Annotated in this window: 23 protein-coding genes; 2 read left to right on the top strand and 21 right to left on the bottom strand. The window is 50.0% G+C overall.

Annotated elements, in window-relative coordinates:
• The first annotated feature begins 122 nt into the window (after positions 1-122).
• Positions 123-404, top strand: coding sequence for a hypothetical protein (locus tag HY879_02965; GenBank protein MBI5602291.1), 282 nt, complete (start codon positions 123-125; stop codon positions 402-404).
• Between the two features lie 316 nt (positions 405-720).
• Here HY879_02965 and HY879_02960 read toward each other — a convergent pair whose 3' ends face one another.
• The 17 genes from HY879_02960 to HY879_02880 form a co-directional block, all read right to left on the bottom strand.
• Entirely contained in the window at positions 721-1,461 is a 741-nt protein-coding gene (locus tag HY879_02960; GenBank protein ID MBI5602290.1) for an ATP-binding protein, read from the bottom strand.
• Positions 1,462-1,463: 2 nt separating this feature from the next.
• On the bottom strand, positions 1,464-2,930 hold the full coding sequence (locus HY879_02955) for an IS21 family transposase (GenBank protein ID MBI5602289.1): 1,467 nt from the start codon (positions 2,928-2,930) through the stop codon (positions 1,464-1,466).
• Entirely contained in the window at positions 2,923-3,249 is a 327-nt protein-coding gene (locus HY879_02950) for a hypothetical protein (GenBank protein MBI5602288.1), read from the bottom strand. The genes HY879_02955 and HY879_02950 overlap by 8 nt, the downstream gene beginning before the upstream one ends.
• Positions 3,246-3,749, bottom strand: coding sequence for a hypothetical protein (locus HY879_02945; GenBank protein ID MBI5602287.1), 504 nt, complete (start codon positions 3,747-3,749; stop codon positions 3,246-3,248). The genes HY879_02950 and HY879_02945 overlap by 4 nt, the downstream gene beginning before the upstream one ends.
• Positions 3,750-4,105: 356 nt before the next feature.
• On the bottom strand, positions 4,106-5,074 hold the full coding sequence (locus HY879_02940) for an ABC transporter permease (GenBank protein MBI5602286.1): 969 nt from the start codon (positions 5,072-5,074) through the stop codon (positions 4,106-4,108).
• Positions 5,075-5,093: 19 nt separating this feature from the next.
• Entirely contained in the window at positions 5,094-6,635 is a 1,542-nt protein-coding gene (locus HY879_02935) for a sugar ABC transporter ATP-binding protein (protein ID MBI5602285.1), read from the bottom strand.
• A gap of 96 nt (positions 6,636-6,731) precedes the next feature.
• Positions 6,732-7,781 (bottom strand): substrate-binding domain-containing protein, encoded by a 1,050-nt coding sequence (locus HY879_02930; protein ID MBI5602284.1) that lies wholly within the window; start codon positions 7,779-7,781, stop codon positions 6,732-6,734.
• Positions 7,782-8,088: 307 nt separating this feature from the next.
• On the bottom strand, positions 8,089-8,880 hold the full coding sequence (locus tag HY879_02925; GenBank protein MBI5602283.1) for a 3-oxoacyl-ACP reductase FabG: 792 nt from the start codon (positions 8,878-8,880) through the stop codon (positions 8,089-8,091).
• A 140-nt stretch (positions 8,881-9,020) separates the two neighbouring features.
• On the bottom strand, positions 9,021-9,713 hold the full coding sequence (locus HY879_02920; protein ID MBI5602282.1) for a carboxymuconolactone decarboxylase family protein: 693 nt from the start codon (positions 9,711-9,713) through the stop codon (positions 9,021-9,023).
• A gap of 117 nt (positions 9,714-9,830) precedes the next feature.
• Positions 9,831-10,298 (bottom strand): response regulator, encoded by a 468-nt coding sequence (locus tag HY879_02915; GenBank protein ID MBI5602281.1) that lies wholly within the window; start codon positions 10,296-10,298, stop codon positions 9,831-9,833.
• A 166-nt stretch (positions 10,299-10,464) separates the two neighbouring features.
• Positions 10,465-11,721, bottom strand: coding sequence for a thiolase family protein (locus HY879_02910; protein MBI5602280.1), 1,257 nt, complete (start codon positions 11,719-11,721; stop codon positions 10,465-10,467).
• Position 11,722: 1 nt separating this feature from the next.
• Positions 11,723-13,090, bottom strand: coding sequence for an AMP-binding protein (locus HY879_02905; protein ID MBI5602279.1), 1,368 nt, complete (start codon positions 13,088-13,090; stop codon positions 11,723-11,725).
• Positions 13,091-13,120: 30 nt separating this feature from the next.
• Positions 13,121-13,876, bottom strand: coding sequence for an SDR family oxidoreductase (locus tag HY879_02900; GenBank protein ID MBI5602278.1), 756 nt, complete (start codon positions 13,874-13,876; stop codon positions 13,121-13,123).
• A gap of 29 nt (positions 13,877-13,905) precedes the next feature.
• The gene (locus HY879_02895; protein MBI5602277.1) at positions 13,906-15,897 is read right to left on the bottom strand and encodes an FAD-dependent oxidoreductase; all 1,992 of its coding nucleotides are present in this window, start codon (positions 15,895-15,897) and stop codon (positions 13,906-13,908) included.
• A gap of 106 nt (positions 15,898-16,003) precedes the next feature.
• Positions 16,004-16,330: an SCP2 sterol-binding domain-containing protein gene (locus HY879_02890; GenBank protein MBI5602276.1), complete on the bottom strand. Its 327-nt coding sequence runs from the start codon at positions 16,328-16,330 to the stop codon at positions 16,004-16,006.
• Positions 16,331-16,451: 121 nt separating this feature from the next.
• The gene (locus HY879_02885; protein ID MBI5602275.1) at positions 16,452-17,720 is read right to left on the bottom strand and encodes an acyl-CoA/acyl-ACP dehydrogenase; all 1,269 of its coding nucleotides are present in this window, start codon (positions 17,718-17,720) and stop codon (positions 16,452-16,454) included.
• A gap of 280 nt (positions 17,721-18,000) precedes the next feature.
• Positions 18,001-18,627: a TetR/AcrR family transcriptional regulator gene (locus tag HY879_02880; GenBank protein ID MBI5602274.1), complete on the bottom strand. Its 627-nt coding sequence runs from the start codon at positions 18,625-18,627 to the stop codon at positions 18,001-18,003.
• A gap of 353 nt (positions 18,628-18,980) precedes the next feature.
• Here HY879_02880 and HY879_02875 point away from each other — a divergent pair, with 353 nt between their 5' ends.
• Complete coding sequence (locus tag HY879_02875) at positions 18,981-20,489, top strand: glycosyltransferase family 39 protein (GenBank protein MBI5602273.1); 1,509 nt, start codon at positions 18,981-18,983, stop codon at positions 20,487-20,489.
• 433 nt (positions 20,490-20,922) lie between these two features.
• On the opposite strand, the gene HY879_02870 is transcribed toward HY879_02875, so the two are convergent.
• The 4 genes from HY879_02870 to HY879_02855 all read right to left on the bottom strand — a co-directional run bounded on the left by HY879_02870 (position 20,923) and on the right by HY879_02855 (position 23,232).
• Positions 20,923-21,147 (bottom strand): addiction module protein, encoded by a 225-nt coding sequence (locus tag HY879_02870; GenBank protein ID MBI5602272.1) that lies wholly within the window; start codon positions 21,145-21,147, stop codon positions 20,923-20,925.
• Between the two features lie 129 nt (positions 21,148-21,276).
• The gene (gene cfa / locus HY879_02865) at positions 21,277-22,392 is read right to left on the bottom strand and encodes a cyclopropane fatty acyl phospholipid synthase (protein ID MBI5602271.1); all 1,116 of its coding nucleotides are present in this window, start codon (positions 22,390-22,392) and stop codon (positions 21,277-21,279) included.
• Between the two features lie 115 nt (positions 22,393-22,507).
• On the bottom strand, positions 22,508-22,912 hold the full coding sequence (locus tag HY879_02860) for a HEPN domain-containing protein (GenBank protein ID MBI5602270.1): 405 nt from the start codon (positions 22,910-22,912) through the stop codon (positions 22,508-22,510).
• Complete coding sequence (locus HY879_02855; protein ID MBI5602269.1) at positions 22,909-23,232, bottom strand: nucleotidyltransferase domain-containing protein; 324 nt, start codon at positions 23,230-23,232, stop codon at positions 22,909-22,911. Before HY879_02855 ends, HY879_02860 begins: the two co-directional genes overlap by 4 nt.
• Positions 23,233-23,293 lie beyond the last annotated feature (61 nt).

Genomic DNA, 23,293 nt, shown 5'->3' with positions numbered 1-23,293 from the left:
CTTTTATCAGGCATATTTAATAGTTAACAGCGTCCCTTTACCCTCTGGTCCCGACATCCCTGGCTCTTTTTCTCCTTTCTTTTTCACCGGCGGTCCTGGGAGCGATCGGGATCGTTCCATCAGTGGTTGTCGGAAGCGTTCTGGTTTACATCCTCTTTTTTCAGGTCATGGCCGGTCTCATGATCCTACTCCAGACCGATGGCGGGTTGAAGTTCGAGACCGGGCTGGTCGTCGGACTGCCGCTCCTTCTCGGAATGGAAGTCGCCTTTTTACCGGCCGGGCAGATCGACTCTTTGCCGGTGACCCTGCGTCCGGTGTTGGGAAACGGCTTTGTGGTCGGCATCCTGGCCGCCTTTTTTCTCGAAGGCTTGGTCTTCCGGAGAAAAAGGGGAGCAAAACAATAGTTTGGGATCTTCGGAAAACTATGTGAGATGGTTTATCATTTAAACTTCAGGAATATTCAGGATAGTATAAAAAGATGCTTAAAGTGCGACAACCTTTAAAAACTAAGCTCTGGAATCCTCGAATCTTGGAATCCTGATCGTCCTATTATCGCCGGTCAGGAAACCAACCAAAGTGACCGGTTAAGAAACCGGCCAAGGGGTAGAATGGGCGGTATTCAGCGACACGGGACAGGCCTAAGAGCAAGCCACGACGCTGGGGGGATCACCGGGAATAGGGTGCACCCCGAAGGTTTTCCGCCATAATTTATTTTACAGATTAGGATTTATTTTTTCTTCGATAGCTTGGTCCTTCCAGGATAAGGACCTCGGAGTTATGAACGAGACGGTCAGCGATAGCCGTGGCCACCGGGGTGGAATCGAAGACCTTTCCCCAGTCAGTAAAGGGCAAATTGGTTGTCAACAGAGTTGATTTAACCGCATGCCTTTGACTGATGACCTGGAAGAAAAGGTGCGAGCCCTGGGGGCCGAGAGACAGATAACCGAGTTCGTCACAGACTAAGAGGTCCGGAGATTGATAAAAGTGAAGCATTTTAAGTAAAGAGTGATCGGCTTCAGCGGCAATGAGGTGATTGATCATATCCATGGTATTGGTAAAGAGACACTTGATATTGGCATTACAGGCGGCAAAGACTAAGGCTTTGGCCAGGAAGGTTTTACCGGTACCGGGATTGCCGATGAGGATGATATCCTGATGCTTGGAGATAAAATCGAGGGAGAATAAGTTCAGGATGAGGGTTTTCTGATCAAGCCGGGACTTATGGTGGTGGAAGTCAAACTGGTCAATCGTAGGTTTATCACTTAATTGGGATTGACGGAACTTAAGGGCAATGGCCGTCTGGCGACGGGCCTCCAGTTCGTAATCGGCCAGACGGTTCAAGACTGCCGGCAGGTTGAGATTTTTTTGAGCGGCCTGATCCAGGACGGAGTCCAGTTGTTGGGCCATGGTTTTTAGACGGAGTTGGATCAGTTTATCTTTAAGCGTTTCCAAGTCAGACATGATTAGTCCTTCCGTTTGAGGATATAAGCATCATACTCGGCCAGGAGGGGCTCCTCCAGGCGGATACGGTTTAAATCCTGGCGTTTGAGTTGGACCGGGGGGTGATCCTGTTTAGGAGACGTTTCCTGATGGAGGATGTTTTCCACATAGTGGGCGCCATAGGCCTTGTGGATCATGGCCCGTTTAAGGGCCTGGATCAATAAAGGGGTTCCATAGCGGTCTTTTAAAGCCAGGAGTTTGGCCAGGTTTTTTTTAATGGGCTGACCGCTGTGGGCCAGACCCTCCAGAAAGGCCTTGGCCTCTTCGCCTAAGGAGATAAAGGCGGAGACCTCAGTAGCCAGCCATTCCTGAGGCCGACGCTTAAAAGCGGCTTCGCGATGGGCCGGAAGTTCCAGGCGTTGTTTTTTCTCCCAACAACGGGTATGGATAGCCAGAGTTTTTTCGTGAAGATAGATAGTGATGGTTTGGTAATCGGCCTTGAGGATGACGGTTTTACCGATGGCCCAGGGAGGGACGGAGTAAAAGTTGCTGTCGAAACGGATGGCGAAGTCGGAGTGTACCTTAACCGAGAGGGTTTCCCGGCAGTCGGGGGTAAACTCGGGCAAGGGTTGAAGAGCCTGGGGGTTGAAACGATCGACTGGCCTTTCGCCGGTAGTACCGTGGAGCCGGATATTCGCCTGGGTATCCAACCAGTGCCATAGCTGGCGATTGATATCGAAAAGATCGGTAAAGGTTCTGAGGGGCCAGAAGTTATGACGGAGGTAATGGATGCCCCCTTTTTCGATCTTACCTTTTTCGTGGGGTTGATAGGGGTGACAGGCCTTAGGGGTGATCCGGAAGGGTCGTAAGAAATCCAGGAAAGCTTCATTAAAACGGACTAAAGAGCCTTCCCTCTCTAAGACAGCGGTGAGCATATTATCGGTGACGATTTCCCTGGGGGTGCCTTGGAGGAAACGAAAGGCATTAAGTAAACCCTGATGGAGGGCCTCTTGTTTCTGAGAGTGGGTGAACTCGGCGTAAAGCATCCGACTATGGGCCTCGATGACCGCCAAACAGTAGAGCTTTCGGGGGGTCTTCCCGTAAGTCAAAGAACCGAAGTGGCCCCAGTCGATCTGGAACTGTTCCCCTGGAGGCGATTCGAAGCGGATATAGGCTCGTTTTTTCTTGGGTCTGATCTGTTGTAAGTACTCCCCCAGAATAGACCTGCCTCCGGCATAGCCTTGGGGCTTTAAGCGTTGATACAGAACCGCACCGCTGACCGAGGGGTCTTGCTCTAAATACTTTTGGATCTCGTTTTTAAACGGATCCAGCTTGCTGGTGCGTACTATTACCGGTCTGGGTGGATTCGGATTATCCCGATATCGTTTGACACTGTCCCGGCTGAGTTTGAGGGTCCGGGCGATTTTACGAAGACCATAGCCTTCATGAGACAGACGGTGGATCTCGAAGATAGTACGGTGATCAATCATAGAGACCTCTCCATGGTGTAAAAAAAGGTAATGAAAGGACCTGGAATAACTGGCCATCGAAAGCGATCAGGTCCTTTCGGATCAACGATTGCCGGGCTTTCAGATATTGCTTCAGACTGATCTTCAGGCAGGAGCAGATGCTATCCGCGGTATAATAGGAAAGTCCTTGTTTATCAGCGGCTAAGACCAGAAAGAGATACAGTAAAAGCTCCTGATGGGTCAGGGTTTTGATAAAGTATCGGAAGCGGTGTTCGATAAAAGCGAAACTGCCGGCGATCTTGCGTATCCGTGAAGGGTTGATCGGGTTCTTCTCAATCATAAAGTACCTCCTGTTTGGGGGTTATTGTAAGAAAAGCTTAAGGCTGGGTCTATCAAGTCCTTCTTTGCAAGATTAGCCCAATCTCTGGAAGTATCTGGAATAAGGAATATTTTTTGAGCGAACGCGTCCATCTTTGCAAGATCGGGAACTAACAAGTAACTTCCTGGTTTTACAAAAGAATAAGGCCTTAACGCGTCCATCTTTGCAAGATGGGCCAAACGCTGTTTCCGATCCCTGATTTGTTGTCTTTGAAGGTTTTTATGTACGTAGGCGGGATGTCCGGCCCGATAGTTTTTCCAATAGCCGGGATTTTGTTCCAGCCAGTTCTTTTGAGACTCACGGTGAGTGGTTTGGTAATCCAGGTCTTGATGCATCTTTTGTTTTTGCCAAAGGGCTTTCCTGGCTTGTTGGCACTCGGGACGATGACAATAGCGCTGGTTCTTAACCCGAGGGTCCGGAAGAAAAATAGTATGACAATGCCGACATCGGTTCTGATTCATGACTTCCCTCCTGGGAAACCATTAATCAGTCACTGATCCTCTGATTGGGAAGAAAATTAAGAAGAGAGAAAATAAATTTAACGGCAAGAAAATGTTGGGAAGAAAAAAGAAAAGAATCTCTGGTAGGTTTTTAGTCCGGTTTGCCTGGCCTACTTTCTAACCGAAGTAAATGGTAGACTTCCTGGCCGGTGATATCACCACCACCTTGGAAAACCGATCCAACTCTTGAATGAGAGCTATATCTATGAGATTAAAAGGAAGGATGGTCTATTGTGGTGAAGGCCCCTCTCCTGTCGACATTGATTTTGAGACAACTGTAATCCTGATAGGCCATCTACTCTACCTCTCTTCCTTTTCTACCTCCCGGTCTGCAAAAACTTCCCTACAACTCCGGACAACATAATGGCCAGAAGGAGAATTACCCCCTTGATCATGTCCGTCAGATAGCCTGGCACCATAAGAATGACAAGGCCATTGACAGCAATGACGACGATGAGAACACCAACGAAGGTCCCCGGAATATGAAACTGGCCCACACGGATCGTCGAAGCGCCGATGAAGGAGGCACCAAAAGCATCCAACAGGTAGGCGCCCCCCTGCGTAGAGGTTGCACTCATGGTTGATGAGGCCAGGAATATCCCGGCGGCCGCCGCACAAAATCCCGATAAAAGGTAACCGATAACCCGGTTTGCTTCCACCTTTATCCCGGAAAGTTGCGCAGCAACGGGATTGCCTCCGATGGCTTCCATCCTTCTTCCAGTCGGCGTGTACTTGTGGAAGAACCACAGGAGAAATAGCAGGCAGAACATAAAAACGAAGCGAAAAGGAATCCCAAGAACATCTCCCCTCCCGAAAAATTCGAAGCTCTCGGGCAGCCCGAATAACATTATGCCTTTCGTGACCGTCAGGCATAATCCGAAGATTATGCTCATCGTGGCCAGGGTGCACACAAATGCGTTAAGCCCAATGTAGGCTACGAAGACGCCATTAATGCAGCCGACGATGATGCCTGTCACAAGGCCGGAGACAATGGCCAGCGAAATGCCTCCACCGGCCAACAGGATCTTCGCGGTGACAATCCCGGTCAAGGCCGCAATGGCTCCGATGGAAAGATCAAAGTCCCCCATCTTGAGCGTACAGGTCATCCCGGCGGCCATTATCGAGAGGATGGCCGTCTGTCCCAAGAGATTCACGAGGTTATTGGGCGACCGGAATGCGGGGAGGAGGATGCTGAAAACAACGATCATGGCCAAGAGACAGAGTAGCGTTCCATACTTGCCCACAAATAAGAGAGACCGAACCCTGGTTAATTCCCTTCCTTTCATCGAACTATCTCCTTACTATTCAGTTAATAGACGTTTCCAGGGACGTCGGCCCTTTCTCCAGACACATGGCCAGAATGGACGGCAGATCCGTGTCCTCCCTCTTTAGGTCTGCTTTGATCCTACCCTGGTCCATCACGAGGATCCTATGACAAAGTCCTACGACCTCGATGAGATCGGAGGATATCACAATAACTGCTTTCCCCTCTCTGGCGAGATCAGTTATGAGGCGATAGAGGGCAAACTTCGCACCTACGTCGATCCCCTTGGTCGGCTCATCAAGTATCAGGACCGCCGACTTGGCGCAGAGCCATTTAGAAAGGACTACCTTTTGTTGATTTCCTCCGCTGAGTGAAGATACGGACTGATCGAATCCATAGGTCTTGACACCCGTCACGATCACATACTTCTGCGCAAGAGTGTTCTCTTTTCGGCGGCTCAAAAGAGGAAGCCTGATGGATCGCCATAGCTGTTTGAGGCTCGCGAGAGTAATATTCTGCTTCACGTCCATGGGAAGGACCAAACCTTGTGTGTGTCGCTGCTCCGGTACCAGGCCGAAACCCTTCCTGATAGCGTCCGTGGGACACCCGATGTCCGCTTTTTCTCCGTTTACGAAGATATCCCCTCGGTCCTTGCGGTCCGCGCCAAAGAGCAAACGCGATAGTTCCGTTCTTCCGGAGCCGACAAGTCCGGCAAGTCCGAGAATCTCGCCCTCTCGAAGTTGAAAACTGACATCCCGAACGGCATTCCCCCGGGAAAGATTCTTTACCTCAAGGCAAACCTTCTCTCCCGAGGGAGCCTTTGCTGGGAAGACGTCTTCGAGTTCTCTTCCCAGCATCATGCTGTAAAGCTGCCCCGAATTCAGCACACTCACCGATGCGGTCCCCACATTCTTTGCGTCCTTGATGACCGTCACCCTATCGGCAAGTTTGAAGATCTCCTCCATCCGGTGGGAGACATAGACAATAGCTTTTCCCATTTCTTTTAAGTGAGCGATGGATTTGAAGAGTTCCTCGACCTCGCTGTGGGTCAGAGAGGTGGTAGGCTCATCCATAAAAATGATCCGGGAATTCATGGCGAGGGCGCGGTTAATGACCGTTTTCCACTGTTCGATGAGGGGCAGCGCTCCTACAGGCATGCGGAGATCCGCGTTTATGGGCACTGCCTCGGGGATAGTGCGTGCCCTTTCGGCCATCTTGCTGACTCGTACCAATCCGAATGCACTTTTCGGATACCTTCCCAGGTATATGTTCTCTGCAACAGATAGATGGGGTACCACGTTAAGGTCCTGGTGAATGAAGGCCAGGCCCAACTTCTGGCTCTCACCGGGGCTCGCGATGTTCACCCGCTTGCCATCCAGCAGTATTTCCCCGTCATCCGCCCGGAAGACACCGGCGATAATCTTGATAAGCGTCGATTTGCCCGCGCCGTTTTCACCGATGAGCGCATGCACCTCTCCCGCCCGGACATCGAAATCTACCCCGTCAAGGGCACGCTGACCCGAGAAATTCTTCACAATTCCTCTGGTTTCCAGAACAATGCCCTGATTCATACCGCTTTCCATCGGTCGGTTCCTCCTGATTTCACGCTACCATTTCGTGAGTCGCCCCCTTCCCCGCCAAATCCTCAAGGGAAGGGGACGACTCACATAGAACTATTGCTACTTTACCGCGAAATCAGGTTTACGCGCCTTGTAACCTCCACAAGCGTCGTATAGATATCCCGGAGGAGGAAGCTTGTCCCTCGTCATGAGACTTCCAAGGGTCGGGTACCATTTTTGGCTCGGCACGCTTTCACCCTTAAACACCTTACCAAAAAGACCGAAGGCTAACTCATTCAGCGACTTTTCGTGGATACCCAGGGCCACGACCGCCTGGAGGGCGGGGAGCTTCGGCATCTCCTTGTAGACATGCGCGGAGTCGTCGCTCATCACGACGATGACGTCGTCCCGACCTCGGTCATGGGTCGCCCGTGCGGCCGAAATACCGAGGGAGTCCGTGCTTATATATATGCCCTTGATTTCTTTCTTCTGGTCGGCCAGCAAGGTATTGGTCACCTGATCATAGGCCCACTGGATGGGGTCTCCCGAAAACTGGAACTGGAGATTCTGGACAATGTTCAGTTTGTATACATCGGCTGCCCCCTTGAAACCGCCAAGCTGAATGGCATGCTTTTCAATCATCGGTATGGTAACCGTCATTACTTTGTCTCCCCCCTGCAGCCTGTTTCCCAGGTATTCGGCGAGCATCGCCCCATGAGCGGATTCCATCCATCCTACCTCCGCCAGAACGCCGGGAGTCCTTGAGGCTTGGCACATCATGGTAATCACCGGAATCCCTTTGTCGAAAGCCATCTTGATCTGCTTATCTATGGGTCGAATCGGCATCCAGTGAACGATGATGCCGTCATACCCCGCCGAGATCATATTCTCCATTTGCGCCGCTGCTTGTGGTATGTTGTCCTTCAGGTCGACAAATCGGACTTCCCAGCCTCTCTTGGCCGCCTCGGCGCTGTGTTTCTTATTGAATTGCGCAGCGACCTCGATGCCGGCATTCGGGTCAATGACACCTATCGTGATTTTTTTCTTCCCCTTTGGTGCGATCTTCATCGCAGGACCTTCGGCAAAACAGGTTCCGATGGCGAAGGCCAGCATCATCAAGGTCACCATCAAGATCATTAACAATGTATTCATTTTCCACACTTTTTTCATGAGACTCTCCTTTAAATCTGATATTGCCGCTCATGTACCAGAAGAGCGGCTTTGCTCTGTTACCCTGGTCCCTTCATCAGCCAATTAGACGGTTTTTCTCGTTCCGTTCTTTCTGCTCCTCACCTCCTTTCGCTCAGCCCGAAGGCCGTATCGACACTGCGGCTTCTTCATGACCTTTTCGTCCGTCATCCAATGGAATCTGTCCTCAGGCGCATCCGCTCTTTCAACTCATGATCGATCTCTGTCCATTTCATGTGTTCGCTCCTTCCCGGATCGGCTCTCCATCGAGAGAGTATCCGTCAATGCACTACACCATAAGGTATCCCCCGCAAAGAGAGATCGCCTGGGCCGTCATTGCATCCGATTCGTCGGATGCGAGATATACTGCAAGAGCTGCAACCTCGTCGGGATTGATAAAACGACCAATAGGAGATCGAGAGGAAATATTCTTCCGTGCCTGTTCCTTGGTTACCTTCAACTCATTGGCCCAGTGTTCCACCATGGAATCTATTTCGTCGCCCTCTACCCCGGCGGGACAGATTGCATTGACGTTGATATGAAACGGTGCCATTTCAAGAGCCAGACATCTTGTCAACCCTACTACGGCGTGCTTCGAAGTGTTATAAGCGCTCTGATTCATGGAGCCCCACTTGCCTGCAGTAGACGCTATGTTTACAATCTTGCCTCTTTTCCGTTCCATCATGGAGGGGAGAACCGCCCGGGTTACATACCAGACGCCATAAAAGTTCACCTTCATTATCCGGTCGAACTCCTCGAAGGTATAATCCATAAACCGCCTGGCCATCATTATTCCTGCGTTGTTGACCAGGATGTCGAGGCCCCCGAATTCGACCAGGGCCTGGCCCACCATGCGTTCTACGGACCCTTGATCCGAAATATCGGCCACATGGATGGCGACTTTTCCTCCCATCTGCCGGAGTTCTTCCGCAGTTTCGTTCAAAGATCTTTCACCACGCGCGCAGAGAAAGACGTTGGCCCCCTCCTCAACAAAACGGCAGGCGATCGCCTTGCCGATACCTCTACTCCCGCCAGTAATCAGGGCATTGCGATTTTCCAATTTGGCTTTCAGGCCCGACATAGTGTCCTCCCCTTTCCGAGGCTATTGATATCACCGGCCAGGAAGCTATTTTTTCGGATGGTCATAAACATCCGATCTTTATGTTTCAGGATCCTTTTGGTTTTAAAGGAGGGATTATGAAAAGATGGATGTCCCATCATCTATTTTGAACCTTCTGGAAATCCAGGAATACCCTTATCCAATGGAACACCCAGACTGTTTAATGCCCAGGAAACCAGATTGTATTGCCCGACAGTAAAAATCAGGTCCAAAAGCTGCTGTTCATTATATTTACTTGCAAGCACCTTCCAGGTGCTGTCCGAAATGATTGCATTATAATAAAGCTCATCAACGGCATTTATTAAGGCCGCCTCAAAAGTGTTCCATCCCGAAGCATTCGGCCCCCTGGTGATGTTCAGGATTTCTTCGTCGGTCAGTTTTGCCATTTTACCTAAAATCGTGTGCTGTCCGAACTCGTACTCAGACTGACACAGCCAGCCAATGCGTAGAATAAGAATTTCCCGGTCACGGGCCGGCAGAGTTTGTTCAAACAACACGTAGAAACCAAATTTACCATGACGCTCAAATAATTTTTGATTTCTTGCAATTGTGGTAAATACATTGGGCACGTGACCATCTCTCTTCAAGGGGGTGAGCAATTTTGTTTGCTCTACATTCCATTGAGACTCTGGCAAAGGGGCCATACGCGATTCTTTAAGTCTGGTAACCTCCTGGGAGCCTTTTTGCATTGAAGCGCAACCTGTCAAGGCCATGTAAAATAACAAAAGAGCCGTTATGGAAATAATTTGAAAAAGTGTGGTTAACTTAGGTCTTGCATTATCAGTTTTTTTCATTATTTATTGCCTCCCATCGTCTTTATTTTTATGTTTACTTTTTTCCGTTGTGCGTTTCTGTTCCATAATGAATCTTTGATAAGAACGGGTTTCATAACCCCAAACATAGAAATTATGTCAACGGATCTTGTCCTTCCAATCTGGGGATTGGAACTTTTTGGTAAAGTAAGTCTCCAGTTTTTGCATAAGCAACTGCCACATGGATTCATGGTTATGTTGCAGGACGTCTTCGAGGAAGGGCACCAGGTTGCCAAGCTCGTCCTTGGGTAAGTAGGCCATAGCGCCCAAGTCATGGGTTTTGGAGAGGGCTTCAGGGTTAAGGACGTGAGCCGTGAGCATGACTACTTTAAACTTCCGGCCTACCGCAATGGGTAAGAGATCAAAGCCACGAACGCCCATAATATCGAGAATAACCAGGTCATACTCCTTTGAATTCAGGAGTTCGGCAGCGCCGGGATAGTCGTTTGCCGTATCGACCTCGGTGTCGGGACAGGACTCCATTATTTCTTCCTTAACGACCGCCAGAATGTCCGGTTCGTCATCAACGACCAGCACTTTTTTATGATTCAGAATCGATTCGGGCACAACATCTCCTTATTTGAGCCCCCATCGCCTCGGCTCCATCAAAGCACTAAGCCCTCATGCCCACCTACAGCGGGCACCACGAAGCATGAAAATTGTTTTCGCCGAACGACGAACGGTATTTTCGTAGAAAAGGCAGATAACTTCGTCCGGTCATAGACCGATCGAATCACTTAAGTACCTTTTCCAGGATGTGTATGCCCATGGAGGCCTCTTCAAAGTAGATCTGTCCCCCGCCATTTTCGGACATCCCTATTCTGGCCCCTTCGACCTGTCTCTTCCCGGCTTCTCCACGAAGCTGCGTCGTAAGCTCATAGATTTGAGCGATGCCGGTAGCCGCAAGGGGGTGTCCACGGGCGATGAGTCCTCCCGAGACATTCACGGGGATCTTCCCGCCGAGCGTTGTCCCACCCGATTCGGCAAGTGGTCCGCCTTCTCCTCGCTTGCAGAAACCGAGTTGTTCGGTCATCTTCAGTTCCCCGTATGACGCTGCGTCATGGATTTCGAGCAGGCTGACATCCTCAGGGCCTACTCCGGCCAGGTGGTAGGCTTTTGCAGACAGCCTCACTTCAATTCCTTTCTCCGGCTCGTCAAAACATCTCGGGGTACTCGTTCCATAGACCGATGCAAGCACCTTGACCGGTCTCGGGGACTTCATCCTTTTCAGGAAATCTCCGGAACACAGGATCGCCGCGGCACTCCCATCACCCAAGGGCGCACACATAGGAGCCGTCAAAGGGTAAACAATAGGCTTTCCTGCCAGTACTTCCTCCACGGTCATCTCTTTTTGATACTGGGCCTTGGGGTTCATCGAGCCGTGCCGATGATTCTTGGAGGTAATCAGCGCCAACTGGTGTTGCGTGGTGCCATATTCTTTCATGTGCCATCGGATCATGTAGGCATAAATGTCCATCATGGGGCTGCGGGTCATATTATCCTGGTCGACCACATCCTCGGCTGACGTGGCAATGCCTAAATCGTGCAACCTCTTTATCCAGGAATCGGTCATCAACTTTGTGTTTTCTACGTCTGTCCCTGAGGCTATCGCCCGGAAGGACTTTGTTTTGTCCTCGTTGTAAAGCTTTTCGGCCCCGACCGCCATAGCGCACTCGTAAGCTCCTGACGCCACTGCGAGCCAGGCTCCGTGAAGCGCCTGCGATCCGCCACCGCAGGCTCCTTCCGAATTGCTTACGGGGATTTCGTGTATGCCCAAGGAGGCCAAAGCCACCTGACCTCGGACCTGGTCCTGGCCTTCGAAATAACCCCAGGTCGAATTGGCGAACCACGCCGCCTCTATCTGGTTTTTCTGAAGACCTGCGTCGTTAAGGGCTTCCGTTACAGACTCCTGGGTCAAATCCTTGATCCCCCGCTCCAGCCATTTAAAAAAACGCGTCATTCCGACGCCCACGATATAGACATCCCGCATATCAGCTAACTCCTTGTTTTATATAATTTTTTTCAAATATCTGTCCTTTGTATGTGCTCCGTTCGAGACTACCGGGTTCGGCCCAGATAATCCGAGGATTGATCTTGAGTCGTTTGCTCATGGCCTCGGAGATCTCCTTGCCCAGGGCCTCTAATTCCGTGCCGGAAACCCCGGCGGCATGCTCCACCCTTATCTTCAGCGGAGGCACTACCCGTGGGGGTTTTTCGTCCAGAATGATGCGAATCTCCCCGGTGACCCGTGGCACAAACTCATTAACCACCCCTTTAATATGGCTTGGGTAAACCATGATACCCTTCACCTTGAGCATATCGTCCGCCCGCCCGACCACTTTATACCGGAATCCGGTAAGGCCGCAGGGACATGGCTCGGTAAACACCTCATGGACATCTCCGGCGCTTTCTCTAACCGACACCAACCCGTCGGCGTAGAGCGTCGTCATAAGCATCTCTCCTCTGGCCCCGTTGGTGATGGGGATGGATTGTTTGGTATCAGGGTCCACCAGCTCATAGTAGGACAGGTCGTCGCCCAGCCAATGCATACCCTGATATTCGTGATGGTCACAAGAAAAACCGAGCCCTGCACCAATATCGAAAATCTTGGCGCCGTAGGACATTTCCAGTTTCCTCTTCACTTCGGGAATACCTGCCCCGGGCTCGGCCCCGCAAACCAGGAACTTGAAACCAAGGTCCCTCACTTCCTTGCCGATCTCTTTTGGGGTCTGTTCGATGAGGTATTCCAGCAAGGAGGGGGTTCCGAGGTATACCGTTCCCTTCCACATGCGCTGGGTCATGAGAATTCTTTCGGTTTTGCCCTCCGCACCGACTGGTAATATTGTAGCTCCGACTTTGGTGTAGGCCATGGCTGCCGGGAGACCGGCTATGACCATAGAGAGGGCAAAGCAGTGGAGGACTCGATCATGAGCCCGTATCCCGGCACGCCAGCATCCACGGGCGGTATACTCTCCCCAGAGTTCCCACAGGTCCCTGGCCGTAAATGCGTAAGGGCTTGGGATACCGGTCGTTCCCGTTGTGGTGGCAATCATAATGAGATCATCAAGGCTGCAGGCAATTCGTTCATCGAGGGCCTTCAGCATATCGCCCTCGCAATCGTCCACAATCTTCTTCCAGGTTGCCTTGCTGAATATCTCCGCCTTATCTTTGAATTCATCGAACCCGCTTAGCTTTTCAGGATCCAACTTGTTCCGTTCCATCATGCGGGTATAGTATCCACCCTTGGTCTTTAGCCTGATGAGTTGATTCTTAAGCCTCTGAAATTGGATCTTCGCCATCTCGGACGTCCCATAGAGCGGCTCCATCTCCATGTTCCAATAGGGGCGTTCCTGATTCATATATGCCTCCGATACCTTAAACCCGGATCTCTATACTGCACTCGCACCGCCGTCCAATACGATGCCGGCTCCGGTTGTGAACCCGGCCAGGTCAGAACAAAGGTACATTACAGCCGCCGCCACTTCCTCCGGCTTCCCAAACCTGCCTATGGGATGAAGAGTTTTCAGGTATTGTCTTACTTCCTCTGGAGCTTTAGCCAACATGGGGGTATCGACGCAGGCCGGGCAGACGGCATTGATCCGAATCTTGTCCCTGGCACAGTCCAGAGCAGCCGCTTTGGTGAGCCCCATCACTCCATGTTTGGAGGCGGTATACGCTGGAGATCCCGGTTCCGCGATAAGGCCGGCCAGGGAGGCGATGTTGACGATTACCCCGCCTCCCTGCTTTACCATCTGTAGGATCTCATATTTCATACACAAAAAAACGCCGGTTAAATTCACTGCAATGGTTCGATCCCACAGGTCCCGGTCCGTGTCGACCAATGTTCCCGGCATGGCGTTATGAATGCCTGCATTATTGCAGGCACAATCAATCCGTCCCCACTCCTTGACCACTGCTTCCATCATGGTCTTGACCATATCCTCCCGGCTCACATCGCATTCAGAGAAGATGGACTTCCCCCCCACCTGTTGAATCTGTTGAACGGTCTCCCGGCCTCCATCGGGATCGATATCCGCTACAACCACGCTGGCGCCTTCGTTGGCGAAGGCCAGGGCAACCGCCCGACCGATTCCTGATCCCGCGCCGGTGACCAGCGCGGTTTTCCCCGTCATCGTTCCTGCCATGCAATACCTCCTCTATTGTCTGGTTCCTGTCAGATCTTACGGGCCACTTCGTTGGCCGTCCAGATAGCATTTTTGATGTTGCGTACTTTGTCGCAGTCACCAATCTTGTACACTTCTTTTACTTTCCCCTCGAGAGCTTCAAAGAGGGATTTATTGGGCACCCTCAAACGAGATACGATAAGGGTGTCATAAGGAAGGATCTTTTCCGATCCATCCTTATCCCGGATTCTCACCCCTTCCGGAGTGACCTCCTCAAGATTCGCTCCATAAAGAACCTGAGGATTCTGCACCCGTTCTGATTCGGGTGTTTCCCTGGCAAGGGGCATATCCGTCAGTTTTTTCCAAATATATAATTGACGCGAGCCTTCTACCCAGGCCCCACCCAATGTCGTCTTATCTCCACTGCCGATTAGTGTCACCTCTTTGCCCTCCTGGGCCATGGAGAGGGCAAGTTCCGCAGCGACGAGTCCCCAAATAACGACTCTCTGACCCACGGCTTCCGGCTCACGGCAGGCATGGATATGATCCATCACCCCTGGCTTGTCTTTGGCAATTTCGGGAATCACCATGGAAGAACCGCAGGCAATAATAATGACATCCGGTTTTATATCATCTACATCGGCTGTGGTGGCTTCTTTACACACCCTCACATCAACATTCAACTTCCTCATCTGCGTACCCAAGAAGGCGATGATGTTTTTAAACTCACTCATCAATTTCGTCCGGCCCAAGGCGGCCACGATACCGCCCAGTTCAGGCTCTCTCTCCATCAAGGTGACCTGGTGTCCCCTCATGGCCGAAATCCTGGCCGCTTCCATGCCACCCACTCCGCCGCCTATGATAAGGACCTTCTTGGGTGTTTTCGCAGGGGTCAACGGGATGCGACCAACCTCGGAGTCATAATTGAGGGTACAAGGGGTGCTGCATAATATGGGTTTACAGCCGATGCACTTCCTGGTCTCATTCGACCTCCCCTCAAAATACTTCTTGGGTGTTTCAGGATCGGCACCTAACTGGCTCGCAAGATAGATGACATCTGCTTTCCCTTGCTTGAGAAACTGCTCGGCCATATCGAGATCGACAATGCGGCCCACACCGATCACGGGAAGACTCGTCGCCTTTTTAATGGCAGCGGAATTTTCGATGAAGCAGCCTCTCGGGTAGTACAAGGGGATGGAAATACCCTCAATGGAATGCAGGACAGATCCCTGGCTCACATCGATTGCGTCCACACCGGCCTTTTCAAGGGCCGGAACGATATACTTCACAGAGGCCTCCAGTGTAATTCCCCGTTCTCCCAGCAAGTCATCAGCAGAGAATCTTACGAGAAGAGGGTAGTCCCTCCCCACAACCTGGCGTATCGCCTCGATCGTTTCGACGATAAAGCGAAGCCGGTTCTCCCAGTTGCCGCCGTACTGATCCGTCCTCCTGTTATAGTAAGGCGAGAGAAAGGAGGCATGAAGATTGGCACCACCGTGAGCACAATGCAGCTCTACACAGTCAAAGCCTGCGGCCTTTACCCGGCCGGCGGCCGCTGTAAGAAAGCGTTTGATCGCCTCCATCCGTTCGAAGGAAATTTCATCAACGGGTAGTATCGTACCCGCCATAAGATCGAAAATCCCAAACCGGGCTGATTGTTCATCCGGAAAGGGAGAAGACGAAGGGCCTTCCCCCATCATAGGGCCTGGGGCGGCCACTTGACCCCCGATCTTCACATCGTATGAATGGATCACGTCGATCAGCTTGGCCCATCCCGGGATGTACTTGTCATCGTAGATACAGGCCCCTGTTTCCGGCATCACCGGGGCGTTCTTGGCGATAGCATCGGGAGGCAGGGGCACAAGGGTCCCACTCATTATGAACCCTACCTCGCCGCGTGCCCGTTCTTCGAACCATCTTACCGTCTCGCTATTTACAAAACCCTCCGGGTCGACGGGCATACCAAGTATAGGGCCAAACCCTACCCGGTTCTTCAGTCTCATTCCATGAATCTCTATTGGCTCTAAGAGTTTTTTTGTCATACTATTCCTCCCGAGTATCCTTATTTATACTTCACGTTTTACTGCAATTACGCTACTTCGGGCCCCAAGGTAAGACTGCATGAGAAATCGGCGTCTAGACCTCAATCTAAAGGGGGAAAATCACAGGAATTTTTTGGGCCAGCATAATGTCCCCGGTCGCTTTCAGTTTGCCGCCCATAAAGGCCTGCATGCCGCTTATTTCCTGGTTGACCAGGGCCAGCCAAGTCTCGGCGTTCATCGTGATCGTGACCTTGGGAGAATCATGTGTGCCTTCTTCTACCCGGCAATTGCCATCCTTTATTTCAATTAACCAGTTTCCTCCTCCCGCCCCATCGATGACGTACTGGACAACAGCATTGATTCCTTGCGCCTTTGTAGCATCAAACACGGTCGGCATCTTTTCAAAAGTCTCTTTTACATTTGTGAAGGCCATCTTTTTTTCTCCTTTTTTAAATGGTTTATAATATCAATGTCATAAAAAGGTCCGCCCCATTATTCCTTTTGGGTATTTAAAAAATTCTTGGCATATTAAGAACTCCTATTCTTAATTGCTTCTAACGCATGCGCTGCATGCTCCCACGAGGTCTGGGATAAGTTTCAAACAGTGTATATCCTCCCACCTTTCTGAGCGTCTCCGTGGTACCATCGCAAACAAGGTTTGCTCGGGCATCACGAAAGAGTTTCTCCGGAAGATATTCCTTGGTCAACCCATTGGCCCCGAAGATCGTAATCGCATCATGGGCGTTCTGAAACGCCATTTCAGTGGCCATAGTCTTAGCCGCAATCGAATACTCGGGAAAGGCAGGGACGATACTCGAATTCAACAGGGCAGCGTTCCGGCTCAAGGCCCGGCAGGCTTCAACCCGGCTGAACATTTCAAATATTTTCTGTTTGATGGAATAGTGCTCCTTAAGGAGTTGTCCTCCCTGGACCCTCTGCTGACAATATGAAAAGGCTTCCTCAAAGGCGGCCCTGGCTATACCCGTCGCGTAACAGGCTACGGTCATATTGAAGCCGGCTAAAATCTGGTTACCAAAAGCAGGATAATAGTCGGCATTATCCAAAAACATGTAATGGGCCGGGATCCGGACATCATCAAAGTAAAGCTCACATTGATTGAGTTCTTTCATACCCAACATCTCGTGGGGTTTGCCTTTGGAGCATCCGGGGAGATCCAGCGGTACAATGGCCGCGCCAATCCCCGCAAAACCTCTGGTGGGATCAATCTGCGTATGAAGCAGGCAATGGGTGGCTATCGGAGCGCCGGAGACCCAAGCGGATTTCTGCCCATTGATAATCCATTCGTCCCCATCACGCTTGGCTTGGCAACTGGCGCGCAGTTGAGAGGATTCAAAATAAGGGTCGCCAAAACCAAGGGTATCAGAGCCATGATCCGGTTCAGTGACCCCCCAGCACCCTCGAATGCTCCCATCCTTGCAGTTACAGAAGGGTATGGTGAACTCCTCCAACAGAGCCGGGTTCATACTCATTAAACCTCCCAGTGCGTGGGCGCCCGCGGCCCCTAATTGGATGCACAACCCATTGCTCCCCCAACCCATCTCCTCCATGACAATAGCCTGCTGCAGTGGGGTTAGACCCATGCCTCCCACTTCTTCAGGAAAGAGGATCTTATGGTACCCCAATTCGTAGGCTGTTTTAAGAAAAGGCCAAAGGGGGGAATCGTCCGCTATCACCTTTTCCGGTGTCAGTTGCTCCAATTTTTTAGCTGCCGGCCGCATAACTTCTTTGGCAAACTTATGGGCTGCCTCTCTTATCGCCAGATCTTCATCGGCCAGGTTTAAATTAGTATCTAAATAATCCATGATATTGATCCTCCTCGTTTTGGGATGGTGAATTTCATAAAAATTCTCTCCCCATTTAATATTTTCGATTTACTCTTACTTAGATCTTATCTCAAAATCATTTCACCTCTCTTTTCAGTAGTGTTCCAGGTAATCCCTCCTTCATAGAAAGGGGCTTCCCGTTTCCTTTTATTTAGAATGACTGACCGCCCGGTCTATAACTAATTAAAAAAATTTCCTTTCCGATGGACCGGCAATTTTTTCGTAATGATGGTTATGTTCGTTTCGAACATTTGGGAAATTACCTGGGGAGGTCTCTATCAATTTCCACTCCTATGCCTTTCAGCAATGTCTTTCTGAGGGCAAGCGCATAACGCCTGTCATATTCGGCATCATGTTGGTCCGCATACAGATACCACTGGAGATAACTTCCCATCAGGGTCGCGGTCATAATTCGGGCCTGAATATAGGTATCCATATCCCATCCAAACAAGCCTTCCTTTTTACCTTGATCGAGCAGCATTTGAACGAAATGATCATAGTTATTTTGTATGGCCTTCATTTTCATTGCAGCTTCTGAATTGGTCCCTGCGATTTCTCCCAGCAGTGTTTGAAAAACCAACATCAATTCCCGGTTGTCCCGGCTAAATTCACTTCCGAACTTAAAAAACGTTTTAAACTTAGCAAGAAAATTTCCCGAACACCTATCGACTGCGTCCTTAATACCCCCAATAAACTCTTTGAAAAATTTTTCTAAAATTGCGTCGAGAATCTCATCCTTACTTTTGAAATGCCAGTACAGGGTGCCTTTAGCCACTCCAGCGGCATCGGTTAACTCTTTCGTGGTCGTTCCTCTAAAACCCCTGGATAGGAAAGCCTTAATACTTTCCTCGATGATTCTTTCTTTTACTTCATTGTTTTTGTTCATAGTCTTTATTAATAGATCTTTAATCGGCAGTTAAACCAGAAATAGACTGACCTCCCGGTCTATTTTCAAAAATAGAAAAACATTATCAAATTAATTTGTCAAGAAAAAATTTCACTATAAAATATTTTTTTAGTTAACCCTGCAGCAACTATTCAGTTTAATTCAAAGAAGATGGTCTCGTAAAAACTCGTCATTCCCGCGCAGGCGGGAATCCAGGCTATATGTAACTAATTAAAAACACTGGATTCCCGTTTTCACGGGAATGACGTAAAACGGCGCTTTTGGACTTTTTACGAACGCATCAAAGAAAATATATTGACGGCTTGAAAATCCTTGGTTAGCATAACCATCCCATGACCCATTTCCTTAAATCCCTTTCTTATCCACAAAGGCTCTTTATTCTTTTATCCGGCCTGTTTTGTTTTCGATTGATCTATGCTCTGCTTTTGCCCCTCTCCCCCCAGGAGGCCTATTACTGGGTTTTCTCTCTCCATCCGGCCTTGAGTTATTTTGATCATCCCCCTCTGACGGCCTATACCATTTTTCTCTTCGGCGAGCTTTTCGGCCCCACGGTACTGTCCATTCGTTTAGGCGCCCTGCTCTATTCTTTCGGGTTCAGTTGGCTTATTTTTCTGATCGGGAAGAGGATGTTTGATGAACGGACCGGCTTCAGGACCGCTTTATTGATGAACTTCCTGCCGACTTTTTCCATCACCGCTTTGATTATGACTCCGGATTGTCCCCTGGTTTTTTTCTGGTGTCTGAGCTGGTTTTTATTCCTTTTCGCCTTAATGGAAAAACGATATTCTTTTTATCTTTGGACCGGAATCGCTTTGGGTCTGGCCCTGACTTCCAAATACACAGCCGTTTTTTTCATACTTTCCCTATTTTTATTCCTGATCTTATCCTCTGAACACCGGCACTATTTAAAAAGGATCGAGCCCTATGCGGGTCTGATCCTGGCCCTCCTGGTCTTCAGTCCGGTCCTGATCTGGAATGGGCAACACGACTGGGCCTCTCTGGCCTTTCAATCCACCGAGCGGGCCGGGGAGATGAAATCCTTCAGCAGCCGGGAATTAGGGGCCTTTTTTGCCTCTCAGATGGGGATCACTACCCCTTTGGTTTTTGCCGGTTTTTGGTGGGCCATCGGACTGGGCATTAAACGCTTCTGGCGCATCAAACCTTCTATGGAAACGCTCCTGCTCAGTCTGGCCCTGCCGATGGTGGGCCTGTTTACCCTGGTGGCCACACGGGAATGGGTTAAGATGAACTGGTTGATCCCGGCCTACCCGCCATTGTTGCTATTGATGGTGGCCTATTATCAAAATAGAAACTTTGGATGGCAATGGATTTATCGTGGCTATGCCCGCTGGACTTGGGTGAGCGTGGTGCTGTTTTTTCTGGTATTCCATCTTTGGCCCCTGATTCCGCAGATCAAGGTTTCCGGATCGGCCGATACCATGACCGGTTGGCCGGAACTGGCCCGCCACATAGAAACAATCCGGAGCGAAAAGAATTGGAAGGAGTCCCCTTTTATCTTCTCCTGGGGGCATAAGACGGCCTCGGAATTACAGTTCTATTTAAAAGGTCACCCGGAGACCTTCGCCCAGACCGTTTTAGGGAAAAAAGCCCTGGCTTATGATTACTGGTTCAATCCCAAACCGTTAATGGGCAAGAATGCCCTCTTTATCTGGTCCGACTTTGAACACTTCCCGGACGAAAAATCAGGGGTCCTGGAAAAATATTTCGAACGGGTGGAAACTCTGGAACCTTTTAAGGTTTATCGGGGGAAACACCTGCTGCGGACTTTTCGGATTTATCGATGTTATGGATATAAAAGTTATGACTTTGTGAGGCCGTAAGTAAGGATCGTAATCATCCGATCAAGCGTAAAGCGTTCAAGCCGCGCGTTCCGGATGCGCGAAAACTCGGATAAGATCAACCTCTGGCCGGCAGATCAAGGCCGGTGGTTTGGTACGCTGCACACTATCCGCCCCATGAGCCTTCAAATCAAGCGATTGTGCCACTTTTTTGGGTCCTGGGAGGTATGGAAGATGGAGTAAACGGTCACCACCCCCACCAGTCTAGTCGTAGAAAACGGCGAACGGAAATCGCCTCACTAATGCCCGACGATATTCCTCGTGGATTCTATCGTGAAGTTCAGGCATTCGACAAATTGCCTGAATACAAGCTTCCACACTGCCGAGGAACTCTTCCCCCAAACCGAGCCGACGATCTTCGTACCAACAATATGCCTCATCGACGTCCTGTTGTGCTTCCGGCGCGATTATTAGCTCAGCGGCCATACCGACTTCGTACCTTGCGTTTTACCTCGGCCCACGAAAGCCCCGAAGCCGGATTGTTCATCAAGTTAGCCTTTCGGCGAGCCAACTCTTCCTTTTGCCATTCGTGTACAGGAACTTCTGGCGGGGTAGCCGCCAGATCATCCCAGAGATCTTCTACCAGTTGAAGCTTTTCTGGTGGACTTAGATCGAATACGGAAACAGAATTTAAATTCATGGTTACCTCCTCTATTATGGCTTCTATAGTAACGTCTCCCAGGAACTTCGTCAAAAAGAAAATTACGACATCCTCATTCCCTGTGTCATAGAATCAGGGGAGAATGTCAGACCTCCCCCTTATCCCATCCTAAGCAACCCGGCATAGCGGTTGGCGGGTGCCTGTTTTGGTCAGGACGATCTGCCATAACTGAATATCTCGGGCACGGAAGGCCCCGGCGCTCGACAGGAGGTAATATTCCCACATTCTTTTAAAAACCGGATCATATTTGCCGGCCAGGCCGTCCCAGGCTTTTTGAAAGCGGTCATTCCAGGCCAGGAGGGTTCTATCGTAGTGAAGGCCGAGATTGTGGAGATCCTCGATGGTGAAAAGATCCTCTACCGCCCTGGCAATCTGGGCGATGCTGGGCAGCATTCCGTTGGGGAAGATATAGCGGTGGATCCAGGGATCACAGTTGATCCGTGAAACATTGCCCCCGATGGTATGGAGGAGAAAGATTCCCCCCTCCTTCAGACAGCGGTGGGCGATTTTCATAAATGTCCGGTAGTTCTTCCGTCCCACATGTTCGAACATACCGACAGAGACGATCTTATCGAAGCGCCCCTCGATTTGCCGATAATCCTGACAGAGGATGTTTACCGGGAGATCCCGACAGGATTCGCGGACGTGCCGGACCTGCTCCCCGGAAATATTGACGGCCGTAACCTGACAACCGTACTGTTCGGCCGCATAGTGGGCAAAACCACCCCAGCCGCAGCCGATGTCCAGGATATGATCCTGGGGGTGCAGATCAATTTTTCGGCAAAGGAGATCGAGTTTTTTCTGCTGGGCTTCGGTCAGGTCGTCTGTTCCCTGGAAGTAGGCGCAGCTATACTGATTGCGGGGGTCTAAGAAAGAAAAGAAAAGATCGTTTCCTAGATCGTAATGCCTCTGGGCGACGATCTTGGCCCGGGCCAACGACTGGCGATTGAATAACCGGGCCGAGAGGGTGGCCAAAAACATTCCGAGATTCCCTCGGACTTTCTCTTCCAGATTTCCTTTGAGAACCCGCCAGATAAACTCATCGATCCGGGCACAGTCCCACCAGCCCGCCATATACGATTCACCAAGACCGAGGCTGCCGTCCTTAAGGACCCGGGTATAAAAACTTTCATCCCGTACTTGAATGTCCCATGGATCCGGGCCATTGATCCGGACGCCGGCTCCGGAAAGCAATTCCTCAACTATCTTTCTGCTTCCATTCATGTTTCGCCTCTCTGATTAGGGAAAAGGAAAAATCAAGGAAGATGGATCAGTCTCTCTTTTAAAAAACTGTACCGCAATTGGGGCTTATTATTTTTGATGCCTATGGCCAGGGCCTTTACGAATTCTTATCCAGGTATGTTCTGATGGATAGAACAAATTGAGTAGCCTCGACAAGTAGAGGTTCTACTATTTCTTTGGTCAATTCAAAATATTCGCGATAATCCCCTCGATTCCTTAAATCGAAAGCTTTGTTGAAAGAGCGCCCCATCGTCTCGGGAAAAATTCCGTCCTTGACAAAGCGTTTATTAAAGTAGGCAATCACACCTGTATGTTTTGACGATGTGTATGGTTCAAAGATCAAAAGGGCCAGGACAGCATAGAACATTCCATAATAAAGACGATTGGCCACGGAGCGAAGGCTTTTACTACCGTTGAAAAGATAATGGGCTTCTTCCAGACTCTCCTGAGCTTGTTGTAATCTGTATTGAGCCAAGGTCTTTTTCTTATCATCCGTGGTCATAAAGATAATCCTTCTCGCTGGATGGCTTTGTATATTGGCGATTCGGACATCGGCCCTTGTTCAATTTCATCCTTCCCGAAAATAATGGCGGAAATGAAAACATCATTTTCTAAATTAATTCTATAAATGATGTCATCAATCTCATCCACAGTCATCCGGTCATAATCAGGAATTTCTATCATCACATCAAGGTCTGAGTCCTGGCTTCCTTCTCCCCGTGCCTTTGAACCGAAGAGACGAAAATCAACTATCGGGTATCTTTTATATAAAAAATCGCGCAGTTCTTTCAGCGCCCGTTCTTCATTCTTCGCCAGCTTCATAGGCTCACCGTCCTTTCTCTCTATCACGCTTTTCGTCAAAAGTTAAATCCGCCAAAAAGAT

The organism is Deltaproteobacteria bacterium (assembly GCA_016219225.1).
Classification (GTDB): Bacteria; Desulfobacterota; RBG-13-43-22; order RBG-13-43-22; family RBG-13-43-22; genus RBG-13-43-22.
This window is presented reverse-complemented; position numbering and strand designations above follow the sequence as displayed.

Bases quoted from the DNA above. Each gene is read 5' to 3' on its own strand.
- HY879_02925 (MBI5602283.1), bottom strand. From the start codon at position 8,880: ATGTCGGGCCTGAAAGCCAAATTGGAAAATCGCAATGCCCTGATTACT.
- HY879_02890 (MBI5602276.1), bottom strand. From the start codon at position 16,330: ATGGCCTTCACAAATGTAAAAGAGACTTTTGAAAAGATGCCGACCGTG.
- HY879_02920 (MBI5602282.1), bottom strand. From the start codon at position 9,713: ATGAAAAAAACTGATAATGCAAGACCTAAGTTAACCACACTTTTTCAA.
- HY879_02895 (MBI5602277.1), bottom strand. From the start codon at position 15,897: ATGACAAAAAAACTCTTAGAGCCAATAGAGATTCATGGAATGAGACTG.
- HY879_02875 (MBI5602273.1), top strand. From the start codon at position 18,981: ATGACCCATTTCCTTAAATCCCTTTCTTATCCACAAAGGCTCTTTATT.
- HY879_02945 (MBI5602287.1), bottom strand. From the start codon at position 3,749: ATGAATCAGAACCGATGTCGGCATTGTCATACTATTTTTCTTCCGGAC.
- HY879_02940 (MBI5602286.1), bottom strand. From the start codon at position 5,074: ATGAAAGGAAGGGAATTAACCAGGGTTCGGTCTCTCTTATTTGTGGGC.
- HY879_02935 (MBI5602285.1), bottom strand. From the start codon at position 6,635: ATGGAAAGCGGTATGAATCAGGGCATTGTTCTGGAAACCAGAGGAATT.
- HY879_02910 (MBI5602280.1), bottom strand. From the start codon at position 11,721: ATGCGGGATGTCTATATCGTGGGCGTCGGAATGACGCGTTTTTTTAAA.
- cfa (MBI5602271.1), bottom strand. From the start codon at position 22,392: ATGAATGGAAGCAGAAAGATAGTTGAGGAATTGCTTTCCGGAGCCGGC.
- HY879_02930 (MBI5602284.1), bottom strand. From the start codon at position 7,781: ATGAAAAAAGTGTGGAAAATGAATACATTGTTAATGATCTTGATGGTG.
- HY879_02905 (MBI5602279.1), bottom strand. From the start codon at position 13,090: ATGAATCAGGAACGCCCCTATTGGAACATGGAGATGGAGCCGCTCTAT.
- HY879_02870 (MBI5602272.1), bottom strand. From the start codon at position 21,147: ATGAATTTAAATTCTGTTTCCGTATTCGATCTAAGTCCACCAGAAAAG.
- HY879_02960 (MBI5602290.1), bottom strand. From the start codon at position 1,461: ATGTCTGACTTGGAAACGCTTAAAGATAAACTGATCCAACTCCGTCTA.
- HY879_02860 (MBI5602270.1), bottom strand. From the start codon at position 22,912: ATGACCACGGATGATAAGAAAAAGACCTTGGCTCAATACAGATTACAA.
- HY879_02900 (MBI5602278.1), bottom strand. From the start codon at position 13,876: ATGGCAGGAACGATGACGGGGAAAACCGCGCTGGTCACCGGCGCGGGA.
- HY879_02855 (MBI5602269.1), bottom strand. From the start codon at position 23,232: ATGAAGCTGGCGAAGAATGAAGAACGGGCGCTGAAAGAACTGCGCGAT.
- HY879_02885 (MBI5602275.1), bottom strand. From the start codon at position 17,720: ATGGATTATTTAGATACTAATTTAAACCTGGCCGATGAAGATCTGGCG.
- HY879_02950 (MBI5602288.1), bottom strand. From the start codon at position 3,249: ATGATTGAGAAGAACCCGATCAACCCTTCACGGATACGCAAGATCGCC.
- HY879_02880 (MBI5602274.1), bottom strand. From the start codon at position 18,627: ATGAACAAAAACAATGAAGTAAAAGAAAGAATCATCGAGGAAAGTATT.
- HY879_02955 (MBI5602289.1), bottom strand. From the start codon at position 2,930: ATGATTGATCACCGTACTATCTTCGAGATCCACCGTCTGTCTCATGAA.